The sequence below is a fragment of the Paenibacillus sp. J31R109 genome, from assembly GCF_059692055.1.
Window position 1 is genome coordinate 170,784 of record NZ_JCAUAR010000007.1, and the last position, 15,619, is coordinate 186,402.

Consider the following 15,619-nt stretch of genomic DNA (forward strand, 5'->3'; position numbering starts at 1 on the left):
TTGATATCGTATGTTTCACGAGCTCACATTTCGATCCATGAATGCACAGGTGCAGCTCCTTCTGGAATCCGATGTGCCTTTGGCTAATCTTGAAATCCCCGTATTGAATCGTTTCGTGCAGGCAGAACAACGGTTTAGCCGTTTTCTTTCTACAAGTGAATGTTCGTATCTCAATGCGAGAAGCGGGCAGCTAAGTTTCGTTTCTGACAGCATGCTCGAGGTACTTGAGTTAGCGAAGTACTATCAGGAACACACGAATGGCGCTTTTGATATTGGTGTTGGACGAGCGATAGCGCATGCCGGATATAGACATTCTTTTGAGCTCATACAGGAAAGTCCTGTAGAGATTGAACAGCAGCAGCCCCTTGGCAAATTAGGCATGTCACTGCTAGTAGATGCTAGAATGAAATCAGTTCGCATCCCGGAGGGACATCGGTTGGATTTTGGCGGGATCGTGAAGAGCTGGACAGCCCAACACACAGCGAATCACCTACAGATGGTTTGGCAAGTGAATAGAGGATTCATCAATGCAGGCGGCGATGTGGTCGTGTGGGGAGGATCATCGGAGAAGGAGCCCTGGTGTATTGGTATTGCAAATCCCTATGCATCGGATGTATCGGATACGTCCCAAGAAGCTTCGGTTGAGCTCGTAACGGGTGCTGTAGCTACCTCGAGTAAATGGCATAGGCGTTGGCAAACGAGTGAAGGAGAGAGGCATCACCTCATTGACACACGTACGATGCAGCCCAGTCTATCCGATGTGGTGCAGTGCACCGTCGCCGGTCAAGATTTGATTGCATGTGAAGTATGGGCCAAAGTGCTGTGTATGCAAGGTATTGAGGATGGTGTCCCCCTCTTTCAGAGCAAGGCCCAGGGAATGGAAGCTCTATTGTTCACCTCAGCCGGTGATATGTGTCATGTGAAGCCACGTTTCGGCAGCATGGAATTATTCTGGACAGGTCTGAAAGGAGTAAGATGCCTATGATTCATATGTTGGTTGAATTACCTACTTGGATACTCATTCGATCATTCGGTATCCTATCCTATCTCACCTTGTTCATTGGCATGGTAATAGGGATTAGCTATAGCTTTCCTACTATTAAAGGGCAACGTAAGGGCCGACTTCTCCGATGGCACACATATGCCAATATAACAGGAACCTGCTTTGCACTTCTTCACACGGTTCTTCTCATTATAGATACTTTCATGCCTTTCGACTGGGCTGAACTCCTAATCCCTTTTCATGCTGCAAATAGCCCGGTATGGAATGGCATAGGTACAATCGCGATGTATGGCTTACTTCTTGTTCTATTGACAACGGATATTCGGCATAAGTTAAAAAGAAAGCTGTGGCTTGCTCTGCATATGTTGTCCTATCCGATCTTTGCATTGTCGTTACTCCATGGATTCTTTTTAGGAACAGATAGTAAGCAAGGTTGGGCAATCATGATGTACGTGGCAACAACCATCATCCTTCTTGGTTTAACCGTATTGCGGATGCAACAATCCATACGGAAACGTCATGTTAAGTTAGGTCCAACCAATCATTTGTGACGCAGAGTTTCAATCCCTTGGATTGGGGCTCTTTTACATATTCCCTTGTTGCGAAACATGTCGAAAATGTCTATAGTTAAAGGGTATTTATAAGGAAATGAGGATAATAAACCCATATGGCAAAAGCAAAAATCACAGAGCTTGATATTGTTAGAGCAATTTCGATCCTTGCTGTTGTTCTTATTCATGTAACGGCGGATTGGACCGTGGATCCGGCTTTGAAAGGCAGCAGCACGCAGTTGCTTGTTTTATTTTTAAACAAAATAAGTTATTTCGCAGTTCCTGTCTTTATCTTTTTGAGCGGTATTGTGTTGTTCTATATTTATGCAGATAATTGGAGCGCTAAGCAAGCAGGTATTTTCTATTGGAAACGTGTTAGGCAAGTGCTTGTTCCTTATATTGTTTGGTCGTTTTTCTACTATATATATAATCCGTGGCTATGGACGCCAGGGCATCCAATCAAAATAGATCTGAAAGTCTTTCTCGAGCAGCTAAAATGGGCAGATTCAGGCTATCATTTATATTTTATGATCATTATTGTGCAGTTCTACTTGTTGTTTCCACTGCTCGTGTGGGCAGTAAGAAATGCCGCATGGTTTCGTAAAACGCTCGCATTCTGGGGGTTAGCGATTCAAGCAGGTGTCTACATTTACAGTCACTGGGTCGGTCCTATTAGTCATAAACCGGAGTTGTGCATTACCTATTTTGGCTACTTCCTCGTTGGTGGTGCCATAGGCATGAATTATAGCAATTTCCGCGCGTGGCTCGAACGCAACAAAGGGTGGGTCATTCCAGCTTCCATCGTAAGCGGATTGGTATACGCAGGGCTTTATCTATTAGCATCGAGGGGCTATTCCTTTGAAAATACGTGGTATGAGATCGCGTGGCTAATCTACAATCTGGGCATAGGCGTGAGTATGATCTGGATGGCGAAGGAGCTTCTAGTAAGATGGAAGCGTGTTGCGCAATTTTTCGTCTCGCTGGGATTGGTTTCCTTCGGCGTATACTTGATGCATCCTGCCTTGCTCTCCTTGTGGAAATATAAGGTACATATGCCGGGATCGATTCTACTATTTAATGTTTATAATGCCATCGTGTTTGTCTTGATTGTAGCCATACCGTGGATATTGACTTTGTTATATCGGAAGGGAAGAAAGCTGCTTTTCAAGTGAGAGCGGAACCTCAATTCCCTGATTCATATAAACGTACTAACTATAGAAAGCTCCCACAAAACTGCGAAAATGCATCTTTTGCGGGAGCTTTTTCGCGCAAATGGAAAATGCATGCAAATATGCAGTTTTTTTAGTAGATTTCGCATGAAAACCATAAATATGTGGTAAAAAGATGCATATTCGCATCAATTTGCTAGTTTTGAGCCGAAATGTGGAAAAAAGCTGCACTTTTGCATCTTTTCGATCTACTAAAGTTACGGGGTCAGGTTACAGAATCAAAGTAGTTGCATTACTAAATATCCGCTATAGCCAGCAAACAGGTCACTCACATTCCTCACATCCCTACAATTCACCAAACTAGTCACATTCCACACATCCGCTACAGCCAGCAGACTAGTGACATCCTGCACATCCGTTACAGCGAGCAAACTAGTTACATTCCCAAAACACTCCCGCCCTAGCAAAATTTGAAAATTGCCCAATTTTCAAGGATACTGAGAGAAAAGAGATAGAGGAGTGGACTCCATTCATGAATGCAATCATTGAACTTCTACAAAATCATCGTTCCATTCGAAAATTCACCCAAGCGCCCGTTAGCAGTGAGCAGCGAGAGGCCATTATCCGCGCTGCCCAGGCTGCCTCTACGTCAAGTAATATGCAGGCGTACAGCATCATTCACGTGTCCGATGAGCATATGAAAAGCCAGCTAGCGGAGCTAGCCGGCAATCAAGCTTACGTCAGCGAGTGCCCGCTCTTCCTCGTGTGGTGCGCAGACCTTCACCGCTTCGCGGGGGCGGTCCACCAGCACGTGGACACGCCAGTCACCGGCAATGCTGAGAATCTCATCATTGCCACGGTCGACGCTGCATTAGCTGCGCAAAATGCAGCGATCGCCGCCGAGTCACTCGGCCTCGGCGTCTGCTATATCGGCGGGCTGCGCAATAAGCCCGCGGAAGTATCCGAGCTGCTGGGGCTGCCCCAGCTCGTGTACCCGATCTTCGGCATGTGCATCGGCATGCCGGATCAAGAGCCGCTGCAACGCCCGCGGCTCCCGCTGGAGGCCGTGTACCACGAGAATCGGTACACGCCGAACTCAGCCGCGGTCGAGGCGTACGACGAGACGATCCGCGGCTACATGAACTTGCGTACCGACGGCAAAGTCGATACGACATGGACCAAGGAAATGGCTGCGAAAGTGCAGCGACCAAGGAAGCATATGAAAGCTTTTCTGAGCAGCCAAGGCTACGAAGTGGAATAAACTTGGCCACAATACGACCCATACGCTCATATATCAAGAACTTGTCTCATACAATGGCAATAGGTAGAGAACGGTTCGAGGTTATTTTGAGCGAAAGGTGAGTGATTCCTTTGAAAGGTTTCAAAAATGTCGTGTACATGGGCTTAGCCGTCGGGATGTTATTTTATTCCATTCCCAAATTACAATTTCGCGAGGTTGGTTCCTTGCCGATGATCTTTAGTGTCATTTGGCTCGTGATGGCCCTGCTTATCATTGCCGCGCATTTACATCAAATTCTTGGCGTTGATGAAGAAAAACGCAAACAACAGCTGCGAATCAATCGGATGAAAAAATGGCAAATGGAGCAGCTTGTGCAGGGCAGACGGAAGCTTTTACAATTCCGCAAGTAACAACAAAGTTTTGACATCGAACACATGTTTGGTATAATGAAAATAGAGCATCCAATCCAATAGGGTTGGATGTTTTGCATTCTCCCATTCTCCCTAACCCTCATTGTTCTTAACCGTTAGAACGATTATACTAGTAGTACAGACTAATACAGGATCTAGTGAATGAGGTGTAACAGTTGGATGCACATTCGGTCGATACATTAACAAAGCATGAGCAGATTTTGCGGCATATTGAAGACTTGAAGCTTGGCAGTCGGATTTCTGTACGTAAAATTGCCAAAAATATGGAAGTCAGCGAAGGTACAGCCTATCGCGCGATTAAAGAGGCCGAGAATCAAGGACTCGTTTCGACCAAAGAGCGGATCGGAACCGTGCGTGTGGAGAAGAAACTGCGCCAGAACATAGACAAACTGACCTTTGCCGAGGTTGTGAATATGGTGGACGGTCAGGTGCTCGGTGGGGCGAAGGGGCTGCATAAGACGCTGCACAAGTTCGTCATCGGCGCGATGGAGCAAGATGCGATGATGCGCTACATTGAGGCAGGCAGCTTACTCATTGTAGGTAACCGGAATAAGGCTCACTTGTGTGCCCTCGAGCAAGGCGCAGGCGTTCTCATTACAGGTGGATTTAACACAAGCCCAGAGGTCAAAGTTCTGGCGGATGAGCTGGAGTTGCCGATAATTTCAAGCAGCTATGACACCTTTACCGTCGCATCTATGATTAACCGAGCTATCTATGATCGTTTGATCAAAAAGAAAATTATGCTCGTAGAAGATATTCTCGCCTCTGGTGCAGCGCTCTTCGCCTTGAAGGCGAACAGTACATTGAAAGATTGGCAGCGCATGTCCGAAGATACCGGCTATAGCCGCTTTCCTGTCGTCGATGAGTGGAATCGCATTATCGGTGTTGTGACTTCCAAAGATATGGTCGGTGCGAGCGCACAGCAATCTGTCGACAAATTGATGACACGCAATCCGCTGACCGTTTCTCCGCAGACTTCAGTCGCCTCGGCAGCCCATATGATGGTGTGGGAAGGTATTGAGCTGTTGCCCGTTGTGGATATGAATCGCAAAATCGTCGGCGTGCTCAATCGCAGCGATATTTTGAAGGCGATGCAATCCATACAGAAACAGCCGCAGAACGGTGAAACTTTCGAAGATTTGATCTGGTCCGGGATGGAAGAGGTTAGAGATGAGAAGGGCAAACTGCAATTTCATGGGGTTATTACACCGCAGATGACGAATCATTTGGGGACGGTATCCGAAGGTGTTCTTACAACGCTTATGACGCAGGCGGCATACCGCATCGTGCAGGAGCATAAGAAGGGGGATCTCGTCATGGATAACATGTCGACCTATTTTCTGAAGCCGCTTCAGATTGATTCCAAAATAGAAATACGACCCACCATCATTGAGGTGAGCCGTAAATTTGGCAAGATAGATGTAGAGATTTATCATGCAGGTGCGTTGGTTTCCAAGGCGATGCTAACCGCTCAAGTGATCTAGCGCAGCAACCGATCGAAGTGTCCATGATTACGGATGCCAACGAAAACATTGAAAACGCCGATCAACACGAGTACCGTGCCAAAAATACGGCGGAAGCTGGATTCGCTGAAGAAGAAGATCTGCGTAACCGCAATGAGCACGAGCATAAGCCCCATGAATATGTTCATACGAGCCGTATACAAGCCTCGTTTGGCGGCATCTGGCTCGCGACGTGAGCGAATGCTATAGAACAAGGTAAGTCCGAGCATGAGGCAAATAAGAATGAATAACGTCAATTGTATGGCGTGCATGGTGACAAACCGTCCCTTATCGTTGAATTTACAATTAACTTTAGCGATTTTAGGACAGGATTGCAAGATGAGACCCCAATTCCTGTTAGGTCTTTTTCTCCTCGGCAGTGATCCAAATCGTTAATTCTGTCTGAATCAACACAATAGATTTGACCTGAACCACATATTTTTTATCATGAAGAAAATAGGTTCTTTGCGTAATCATACGCTCATAGAGTGGCTGGGCATCGCCAACAAACGAGGCCTTCTGGCCAATGACGACTTTAAGTTCGCTTTTAATATCGCCTTCAATTTCTTTTTGAATGTCATCACTAAAGATGTCGGTGTCATTTTTGGGAAGCAAATGCACATTGACTACATTGACAAGTGTTTGATTATTTTTAGTCTTTTTTAAACTAGCGATATCGGAAGTTAGATTTTCATTCTCCTGTAAAACCTTATGCAACTGCACATATAACTCATTATACGTGTGTTGATGAATACTCATATAGACCGCGCTCCCAATGATCGCTCCCGACAACAGTAATCCGAAGCTCGCAAGCAGTCGTTGGTATCGGGCAAAAGGAGGGACTCTCAAGTCTGATGGCCCCCCTTGCAGATCATTTGGATGAGCGCAGTTCCGAACTGTGCCCCTGTAAAGGCAACGATGATATAGACAACTTGTTTGATTGCCGGGTTGAGATGGCCGATGGCCACATGACTCTCAATATAACGGATTGGATCTATGGTACCGCCAACGGCAGCAACCATGGCCCAGATCTTGATATTTTCTGAAATGGTCAGCATTTTCTCAGTTGGAGATTGCAAGGTCAATACGGCTGCGATGCCGCTTAGCATACTTCCTCCGAATACAACCCCAAATGCAATACAGAAATACATGATAATACTTGCCCAAAAGCCAGCCATGTGCCAATCGCTTCCTTTCTACTGAGTTGGGAGGACAAACTCTCTCTACTACTGTATGGGACTGGCTAGCTCCAATATGATAAAATGCTTGGAAATAAATCAATAAGAAGGGGGGACCCACGGATGAGTTCGTTTGTACATCTGCACGTACATAGTGAATATAGTTTGTTAGACGGTGCGGCACGCATGGAGGAGCTTGTTTCACAAGCGGCTAATCTTGGCATGACCTCTCTGGCTTTGACGGATCATGGTGTCATGTATGGGGCCATAGCGTTCTACAAAGCTTGTAAACAACGTGGGATCAAACCGATTATCGGGTGTGAAGTTTACTTCACTGCGGGTTCCATTCGGGATAAAGGAACACGGCAGGAGCAGCCCATTTATCACCTTATCTTGCTTGCGAAAAATTTAAAAGGCTATCAGAATCTCATGAAGCTCACGTCGATTGCACATCTACAGGGCTTTCACTATAAACCGCGAATTGATTTAGAACATCTGTCCCAGTATTCGGAAGGGTTGATTTGCTTAAGCTCCTGTTTAGGAAGTGAGGTTTCTCAGCATTTACTTCATAACCGCTATGATGAGGCTCGCCAAGCGGCAGAGCGTTATCGTGATATTTTCGGAGACGATTTCTTTCTAGAAATCCAAGATCACGGCATGCTTGAACAGAAAAAAGTGATGGTTTCCATGATTGAACTTAGCAAAGAAACCGGTATTCCTTTAATCGCGACGAACGATGTCCATTACGTAACAGAGCCAGATCATGTGATGCAGGATATCCTCATTTGTATTGGGACGGGCAAAACCGTAGAAGATACGGATCGGCTCAAGATGGGGACAAGTCAGATGTATTTGAAAAGCGAGGAAGAGATGCGGCGTTTATTCGTCCATGTGCCTGAAGCGCTTGCGAATACAGCTGTGGTTGCTTCGCGTTGTGATCTCGAATTGACGTTCGGGAAGTCGATTTTACCGAGCTTTAGCCCAATTCCAGATCATGTAACAGCAGGTGTTTATCTGCAGGAGCTATGCATACAAGGTCTGGAGCAGCGTTATGGGAGCAAGACAGAGTGGCAGGATCCGAGTCATCCTCTGCGGAAACAGGCGGAAGATCGCCTTGCCTACGAGCTTGGTGTCATCGAGAACATGGGCTTCTCCGATTACTTCTTAATTGTATGGGACTTTATTCGATTCGCTCACGAGAAACAGATCATGACAGGACCAGGGCGGGGATCGTCCGCAGGAAGCTTAGTTGCCTATGTACTGCGCATAACGAATGTGGACCCCTTGCAGTATAAGCTGCTCTTTGAACGATTCTTGAATCCGGAACGGATTTCCATGCCTGATATCGATATTGATTTTAGTGATGAACGACGGGATGAAGTTATTGATTATGTCGTTGCCAAATATGGACATGAGCATGTAGCGCAAATTATTACCTTCGGAACGATGGCGGCGAAAGCTGCGGTTCGGGATGTCGGGCGCGTACTTAACGTTCCTTACGGGGACGTGGATCGGGCCGCCAAAGCGATTCCTAATCAGCTTGGAATGACGCTGAAGGAAGCGCTGCAGACGAGCTCTGACTTGAAAGGAATGGTAGCGAGACAACCTAAGACCGCAGAACTGCTGGAGATGGCTATGCGAGTTGAAGGAATGCCGCGCCATGCCTCAACGCATGCTGCTGGTGTCGTTATTTCGCGAGAGCCGCTGACGCATTACGTGCCTTTACAAGAAGGGACGACACAGACGGCACTCACCCAATATACGATGGAGCATTTAGAGGCGATCGGACTCCTCAAAATGGATTTCCTAGGTTTACGGACACTGTCCATTATTGAAAGAACGGTCGATTGGCTGGCCCAAATGGAAGAGATTCACGTTAACTTCAATCTCCTTAATATGGATTCCGATGATATTACCTATGAGATGCTCAGCAAAGGGGAAACAACAGGCGTATTTCAGTTAGAGTCGACAGGCTGTCGTAAGGTTCTCAAGGACTTGAAGCCGTCAGAATTTGAAGATATTATTTCCGTCTTAGCCTTGTACCGTCCGGGCCCGATGGAGTTTATTCCTAAATATATAGCAGGTAAACACGGACAGGTTGAGGTTGTTTATCCACATCCAACACTTGAGCCCATTCTTAAGGACACCTACGGCATCATCGTGTACCAAGAGCAAATTATGCAAATTGCGTCTTCGATGGCAGGTTTCAGTTTAGGAGAAGCGGATTTATTACGTAGAGCTGTGTCCAAAAAGAAGCGCGAAGTCCTCGATGAAGAGCGTACACATTTCGTATCGGGAAGTTTACGACAAGGCTTTAACGCGGACGAAGCTAACCTGGTCTATGATATGATCGTGCGTTTTGCCGATTATGGCTTTCCGCGAGCGCATGCAACAGCTTATGGGGTCCTGGCTTTTCAAACAGCCTATCTCAAAGCGCATTATCCGGTTTATTTCATGGCTTCGATGCTGACCGCCGTCATGGGGAATCATCGCAAGGTCGCTGAGTATGTGGATGAATGCCGACGTGTGAAGTTAGCTGTTCTGCCACCGGATGTGAACGGCAGTGGAACGGTCTTTACGCCGGATTCTAAGGCTGGTGCTATTCGATTCGGCTTGGCAGCCATCAAAAATGTCGGTACACAAGCCATCGATGCCATTCTTAGTGAGCGAAAGAAAGCGCCGTTTGAGAGCTTGCTCGATTTCTGCCGACGGGTTGACCTTCGTGTAGTTAATAAAAGAGTTGTTGAATCGCTTATCCAAGGAGGCGCCTTCGATTCACTCGGCGGTCATCGTGCTCAGCATCTCGCTATTCTCGATGAAACCATTGCTTCCGCTACGAAATGGCGTAAGGAACGAGATGATTTACAGCTTCACTTATTCGGATTTGTGGAAGAGCCGAATTGGGAGGTCGAGGTGCCGAACATCCCTCCGATGCCGCAATCCAAGCAGCTTGAGCTGGAGAAAGAGCTGCTAGGCATGTACATTTCTGGCCATCCGCTGGATACGTATGCGGAGCAGCTTGCCGAACTGGATGCCGTGATGCTGCATCAGCTAACGGAACTTCCAGATCATAGCGATGTTCTGGTTGCCGGGATGATCCTCTCGAATAAGACCATCGTCACCAAAAAAGGTGATCCGATGGCGTTCATGGAGCTCGAGGATCGCATAGATAAGGTCGAGGTGGTCTTGTTCCCCGAGACCTGGAAGAAGGCGGCTCCGCTCGTAGGGAAGGGTAGGCTCGTCCTCGTCCGTGCGAAGCTGCAGCTTCAGGACGAGGACCCGCCCAAGCTGCTCGCGGAGCAGCTAGCAGCGCTGGACGACCCGGAGGCCGTCCAGCGGCTTCGCCGGCAGCCTGCGGCACGCCGATCCCCTGACGACGTCAGGGATCGTGCACCGCGCGCGGCTGCCCCGCAGGCGGCTCGCGCTGGCGCTGCGCCAGCGCGGGTCGCACCCGCCGCTGCTGAGGCGAAGCCGCAGCGCGTGTTCGTCAAGATCACGGCTGACTGTGAGCAGCCGGATAAGCTTTTGCAGCTGAAGGCGCTGCTGAAGCTGCATAAGGGCCAGCTCGCGGTTGCGCTTTTCTATGAAAGCAGCAACAAGCTCTTGGCCTTGAGCGACCAGTATCGGGTCGATCCGTCCAAAGATTTGATGCGCATGATCGAGACGATTATGGGCACGGATTCCGTCCGGGTGAAATGAGAAAATCTCAATCGAGTCCATTCAACCGCTTCCTGTCCTAGCGCACAATTCTTGTGCGCAAGCGAGTAGTAAAGATAACTTCCTCCGCATATGAATAGGAACCCGGGTTTACTTTTCATATAAGCATCCCTATGCTAGGAGGAGGATTTATGACCGAACAACATATGATCCAACTACTCCAGAAACGCGGCGTGTCCGTGGATCAAGTGTCAGAGATCGTGTATAAGCTGCAGAAGCCGTATAATGATCAACTTACGATTGAAGAATGTGCAGACAGCGTAATGGCAGTGCTTTCGAAGCGAGAAGTGCAATATACCCTCTACACAGGGATTGCCCTAGATGAATTAGCAGAGAAGAAGCTCCTGCCGGAACCGCTGCAATCTATTCTTGAAGCAGATGAACCCTTGTATGGGGTAGACGAGACATTGGCACTTGGCATTGTGCATGTTTACGGGATGATTGGGTTAACCAGCTTTGGTTATTTAGATAAGGAAAAAATAGGAATTATCCGCGCATTGAACGATGATAAAAGCAGCGTGCATGTTTTTCTAGATGACTTAGTTTGTGGATTAGCAGCAGCAGCTTCAGCCAGAATTGCTCATCAAAATGAGCATGCGCCTGATTATAGCTCTAAGCAACGTTTGGACTAATGAGTTCAATCTTTACTTTAAATATACAAATGATAGGTTTTACGTGATAAATTACCTATAATTCTAGATAAACGCTCACGTCCATAGTGGATTGTGCAGTCGTTTATTTTCGTTTCCATGATGTGCTCTGTTGCGGGCAAAAGTGGAATTATGCTATCATTATTGCATTGTGTGTTCCTATGCATGTATTATCGTCTCGTCATAGCTTAATTGCCTTAGTGGTTGTAGTTGCACGTCATAGGAGGTTTATTCATGTGGACGGTGATCTATATAGCTCCTACTGCGAAAATTGCAGAGCGGATTAAACAGAGGCTGACGGAAGAAGGCTTTCTGGTTCAAGTACGAGGCATCTCTTTATCCAAAAATCAGTTTGAAATTGTAGTTCCCGAAGGGGAGCTGGAAGAAGTACAAGAAGTGCTCAATTCTATTTTACATAGATAGTTAAAGTAGAACTAAGAATCGTGGCTTGTCAGGGAATATAGATCATAGCCAAGTAGAGGTGGAAATGTGCTAAAGGATTTATTTCAAAAGCGAAAATATGCAACGATTCCTTCCGAGAGAACGAAAAGGGAAATTCCTGAGGGTTTAATGAATAAATGTCCGAAGTGTGGCACGATTCAAACAAGCAAAGAGCTTGAGAAGAATCTTAAAGTGTGTACGTCTTGCGGTTATCATTATCGTTTAAGCGCATCCGAACGGATCCAACTTACGCTCGATGAAGGTCAATTTGTTGAATTTGATACCGATATGATTTCAGAAGATCCCTTGCAGTTTCCTGATTATGTCGAGAAATTGGACAAAGCGAAGAACGCAACGAAGCTTCAGGACGCCATTATGACGGGTCAAGGCACAATTGGCGGATATCCGGTTGTCGTTGCTGCGATGAGCTTTGATTTTATGGGAGGCTCGTTAGGTTCCGTTGTTGGTGAGAAAATGACGAGAGCCGTCGAAATTGCGATTGAGAAAAAGCTTCCGATTCTCATTTATTCCACATCTGGTGGCGCACGTATGCAAGAAAGTATTCTAAGCCTTATGCAAATGGCCAAGACGAGTGCTGCTTTGTCCAAGCTCAGCGAAGAAGGCGGATTATTCATATCTATTATTACGGATCCGACTTTTGGCGGGGTTTCAGCAAGTTTTGCAATGCTTGGCGATATTATTATTGCAGAGCCAGATGCTTCATTTGGATTCACTGGCCGCCGCGTTATTGAACAAACGATTAAGCAAAAACTGCCTGAAAACTTTCAAACCTCTGAATTCAATCTCGAGCATGGTCAGCTCGACAAGGTCGTCAGCCGTAAGGATATGAGACCGACGTTAATTAAGCTGCTCGACATGCACGGAACGAAGGAGGATGCGACTCATGCCGGGTGAAATGCCGTTTGAACAGCCGCTGGCGGAGCTGAAAAGCAAGATTGCCGAACTGCGTAAATTTGGTGCAGAGAAGCAAATTGACTTTTCAGAGGAAATTCGCCGTTTGGAAGAAAGATATGCGCAACTAGAGGATGAACTTTATACAACGATGACGTCAGCGGAGAAAATGCAACTGGCACGCCATCCGCAAAGACCGACGACAATCGATTATATTCATACGATATTTACAGATTTCATTGAGTTTCACGGGGATCGCTTATATGGCGATGATTTAGCAATTGTTGGTGGTCTGGCCAAACTGAACGGAATACCCGTGACGGTTGTTGGGCATCAAAAAGGGAAAGATACGAAGGACAATATCGCTCGCAATTTTGGATGTCCTCATCCAGAAGGGTTCCGTAAAGCGCTGCGTTTGATGCGTCAAGCTAACAAATTTAAGCGTCCTATCGTTACCTTTATTGATACAAAGGGGGCATTCCCTGGGAATGCTGCGGAAGAGCGCGGTCAAGGAGAAGCGATTGCCAGAAACTTGCTGGAAATGGCCTCTTTTCGTGTGCCGATCATCTGTATCGTCATTGGTGAAGGTGGCAGCGGCGGTGCCTTGGCGTTAGGTCTAGGAAATAAGGTGTTAATGTTGGAGAATGCGATCTATTCGGTTATTAGTCCCGAAGGCGCAGCTTCGATTCTTTATAAAGATGCTTCTAAAGCATTACACGCAGCAGAAGCAATGAAAATTACGGCTGATCATATCCTTGAGCTAGGTGTTATCGATGGGATTATACCTGAGCCTAAGGGCGGCGCTCACCGGGATTTAGCAACACAGTCCGAACACATTAAATCAGCGATCTGGGAACAGCTTCAGCAACTGCTAAGTTTGAACGAACAGGAGCTGCTTGAGGACCGTTACCGGAAATTTAGAGATATCGGTCGGTTCACATTCAATCAGGAGGGTAACAGTAACCATGCGTAAAACGAAAATTGTCTGTACGATTGGACCAGCAAGCGAATCACAAGAAAATTTAAAGAAACTACTACTAGCGGGCATGAACGTCGCTCGTCTTAACTTCTCCCATGGAGATTTTGAAGAGCACGGTGCACGTATCCGCAACCTTCGCGCTGCATCCGCCGAGACAGGTAAAATAGCTGCTATTTTGCTTGATACCAAAGGACCGGAAATCCGTACAGGTAAGTTAAAAGAAGAGCCAATTGAGCTCGTTCAGGACAAGCATATTATTTTGACAACCGAAGAAATTCTAGGGGATGTAGACCGTATCTCAGTTACGTATTCTGATCTGCCGCGTGACGTTAAAGTTGGATCCACGATTCTTATCGATGACGGCTTAATCGGTCTTACGGTTGTTGATATTCGCGGAACTGAGATCGAATGTCGTATCGTCAATGGCGGAACGATCAAAAGTAAAAAAGGTGTTAACGTACCAGGCGTGAAAATCAGTCTTCCAGGTATCACGGAAAAAGATGCGAATGATATCGTGTTCGGTATTGAACAAGGTGTAGATTTCATCGCAGCTTCTTTCGTGCGTAAAGCAAGTGATGTCATGGAAATTCGTGAATTGTTAGAGCGTCACAACGCTTCGCATATCCAAATTATCTCCAAAATCGAAAACCAAGAAGGCGTTGATAACCTTGACGAAATTCTTGAAGTTTCCGACGGTTTGATGGTTGCCCGTGGAGATCTTGGCGTTGAGATTCCTGCTGAGGACGTTCCTGTTGTTCAAAAGCAAATGATCAAAAAGTGTAACATTGTAGGTAAACCGGTTATTACGGCTACAATGATGCTCGATTCCATGCAACGTAACCCGCGTCCTACACGTGCGGAAGCAAGTGACGTAGCGAATGCGGTATTTGACGGAACAGATGCTGTGATGTTGTCCGGTGAGACAGCAGCTGGAAAATACCCAGTTGAATCCGTTGAAACGATGGCTCGTATTGCTGAGCGTGCAGAAGCGGCTTTGGAATATAAAGAGATCTTCCTTCGTCAAGCACAAGCGCAACAAGTGACAGTTACAGAAGCAATCTCGCAAGCTGTAGCGAACTCGGCACTAGAGCTAGGCGCGAAAGCGATTCTTACAGCTACTGAAAGTGGCTACACGGCGCGTATGGTTTCCAAATACCGTCCGAAATCCCCGATTATCGCGGTAACACCTAGCGAGCAAGTGATTCGTCGCTTATCCCTCGTATGGGGCGTTATTCCGGTGATTGGCGTAGAAGCGAAAACAACGGATGAGCTATTCAATTTAGCGGTAGAAAGCTCCATCAAAACAGGTATCGTTTCACTTGGCGACATCGTTGTTATTACAGCAGGTGTGCCAGTTGGCCGCTCTGGAACAACGAACCTGATCAAGGTTCATCACGTTGGTGAGATGATTGCCAAAGGGACAGGCATCGGTATGCAAACAGCGACAGGAACTGTTGTAACAGCACGTACACCAGAAGAAGCTAACGCGAAAATGGTAGATGGCGCTGTACTTGTAACAGTTTCAACGGATAAAGAGTACATGCCAGCTGTTCAAAGAGCATCTGCCTTGATTACCGAAGTGGGTGGCATCACGTCTCACGCGGCAGTCGTTGCACTTAGCCTTGGGATTCCTGTCATTGTTGGCGTGGAAAATGCAGTAGAATTAATTAAAGACGGTACAGAAGTTTCGATTTACCCAGAAGTAGGCGTTATCTACTCAGGTCAAGCGAGCGTTCTGTAAGTCATATAAAGAGTGAAGCGAGAGCAATCTTGCTTCACTCTTTTTTGCGTCTATGACACCAAATTCCAAGCTCAGGCGATGCCTATGTTATAATGGAATTATCAA

Annotated in this window: 15 protein-coding genes; 12 read left to right on the plus strand and 3 right to left on the minus strand. The window is 46.7% G+C overall.

Going from position 1 to position 15,619, the window contains the following annotated elements; translation table 11 throughout:
• The first annotated feature begins 10 nt into the window (after positions 1 to 10).
• From AC58QT_RS19395 to AC58QT_RS19420, 6 genes are all read left to right on the plus strand, one after another.
• Positions 11 to 985, plus strand: a complete 975-nt coding sequence (locus AC58QT_RS19395; protein ID WP_497410442.1) for an FAD:protein FMN transferase — start codon at positions 11 to 13, stop codon at positions 983 to 985.
• On the plus strand, positions 982 to 1,554 hold the full coding sequence (locus AC58QT_RS19400) for a ferric reductase-like transmembrane domain-containing protein (RefSeq protein WP_497410443.1): 573 nt from the start codon (positions 982 to 984) through the stop codon (positions 1,552 to 1,554). Before AC58QT_RS19395 ends, AC58QT_RS19400 begins: the two co-directional genes overlap by 4 nt.
• Before the next feature lie 116 nt (positions 1,555 to 1,670).
• Positions 1,671 to 2,726 carry an acyltransferase gene (locus AC58QT_RS19405; protein ID WP_497410444.1) on the plus strand — a complete coding sequence of 352 codons (1,056 nt, stop codon included), beginning with the start codon at positions 1,671 to 1,673 and terminating at the stop codon, positions 2,724 to 2,726.
• 529 nt (positions 2,727 to 3,255) lie between these two features.
• On the plus strand, positions 3,256 to 3,984 hold the full coding sequence (nfsA, locus tag AC58QT_RS19410; protein ID WP_497410445.1) for an oxygen-insensitive NADPH nitroreductase: 729 nt from the start codon (positions 3,256 to 3,258) through the stop codon (positions 3,982 to 3,984).
• Positions 3,985 to 4,085: 101 nt separating this feature from the next.
• Positions 4,086 to 4,373, plus strand: coding sequence for a hypothetical protein (locus tag AC58QT_RS19415; RefSeq protein WP_310500427.1), 288 nt, complete (start codon positions 4,086 to 4,088; stop codon positions 4,371 to 4,373).
• 176 nt (positions 4,374 to 4,549) lie between these two features.
• On the plus strand, positions 4,550 to 5,878 hold the full coding sequence (locus tag AC58QT_RS19420) for a DRTGG domain-containing protein (protein ID WP_310500426.1): 1,329 nt from the start codon (positions 4,550 to 4,552) through the stop codon (positions 5,876 to 5,878).
• Here AC58QT_RS19420 and AC58QT_RS19425 read toward each other — a convergent pair.
• The 3 genes from AC58QT_RS19425 to AC58QT_RS19435 all read right to left on the minus strand — a co-directional run bounded on the left by AC58QT_RS19425 (position 5,875) and on the right by AC58QT_RS19435 (position 7,074).
• A complete protein-coding gene (locus tag AC58QT_RS19425) occupies positions 5,875 to 6,168 on the minus strand; it encodes a YtpI family protein (protein ID WP_310500425.1) in 294 nt (97 codons plus the stop codon). The genes AC58QT_RS19420 and AC58QT_RS19425 overlap by 4 nt on opposite strands.
• Before the next feature lie 85 nt (positions 6,169 to 6,253).
• Positions 6,254 to 6,745, minus strand: coding sequence for a sporulation membrane protein YtrI (locus AC58QT_RS19430; RefSeq protein WP_497410446.1), 492 nt, complete (start codon positions 6,743 to 6,745; stop codon positions 6,254 to 6,256).
• Entirely contained in the window at positions 6,742 to 7,074 is a 333-nt protein-coding gene (locus AC58QT_RS19435; RefSeq protein ID WP_310500423.1) for a YtrH family sporulation protein, read from the minus strand. Before AC58QT_RS19435 ends, AC58QT_RS19430 begins: the two co-directional genes overlap by 4 nt.
• Before the next feature lie 123 nt (positions 7,075 to 7,197).
• On the opposite strand from AC58QT_RS19435, the gene AC58QT_RS19440 reads away from it, so the two are divergent.
• From AC58QT_RS19440 to pyk, 6 genes are all read left to right on the plus strand, one after another.
• Positions 7,198 to 10,773, plus strand: a complete 3,576-nt coding sequence (locus AC58QT_RS19440) for a DNA polymerase III subunit alpha (RefSeq protein WP_497410447.1) — start codon at positions 7,198 to 7,200, stop codon at positions 10,771 to 10,773.
• Positions 10,774 to 10,922: 149 nt separating this feature from the next.
• Complete coding sequence (locus AC58QT_RS19445) at positions 10,923 to 11,423, plus strand: phosphatidylglycerophosphatase A family protein (protein WP_310500421.1); 501 nt, start codon at positions 10,923 to 10,925, stop codon at positions 11,421 to 11,423.
• 252 nt (positions 11,424 to 11,675) lie between these two features.
• Entirely contained in the window at positions 11,676 to 11,864 is a 189-nt protein-coding gene (locus tag AC58QT_RS19450) for a hypothetical protein (RefSeq protein WP_028554922.1), read from the plus strand.
• A 66-nt stretch (positions 11,865 to 11,930) separates the two neighbouring features.
• On the plus strand, positions 11,931 to 12,797 hold the full coding sequence (gene accD / locus AC58QT_RS19455) for an acetyl-CoA carboxylase, carboxyltransferase subunit beta (RefSeq protein ID WP_497410448.1): 867 nt from the start codon (positions 11,931 to 11,933) through the stop codon (positions 12,795 to 12,797).
• On the plus strand, positions 12,787 to 13,767 hold the full coding sequence (locus tag AC58QT_RS19460; protein WP_497410449.1) for an acetyl-CoA carboxylase carboxyltransferase subunit alpha: 981 nt from the start codon (positions 12,787 to 12,789) through the stop codon (positions 13,765 to 13,767). Before accD ends, AC58QT_RS19460 begins: the two co-directional genes overlap by 11 nt.
• Entirely contained in the window at positions 13,760 to 15,514 is a 1,755-nt protein-coding gene (gene pyk, locus AC58QT_RS19465; protein ID WP_310500418.1) for a pyruvate kinase, read from the plus strand. The genes AC58QT_RS19460 and pyk overlap by 8 nt, the downstream gene beginning before the upstream one ends.
• Positions 15,515 to 15,619: the final 105 nt, after the last annotated feature.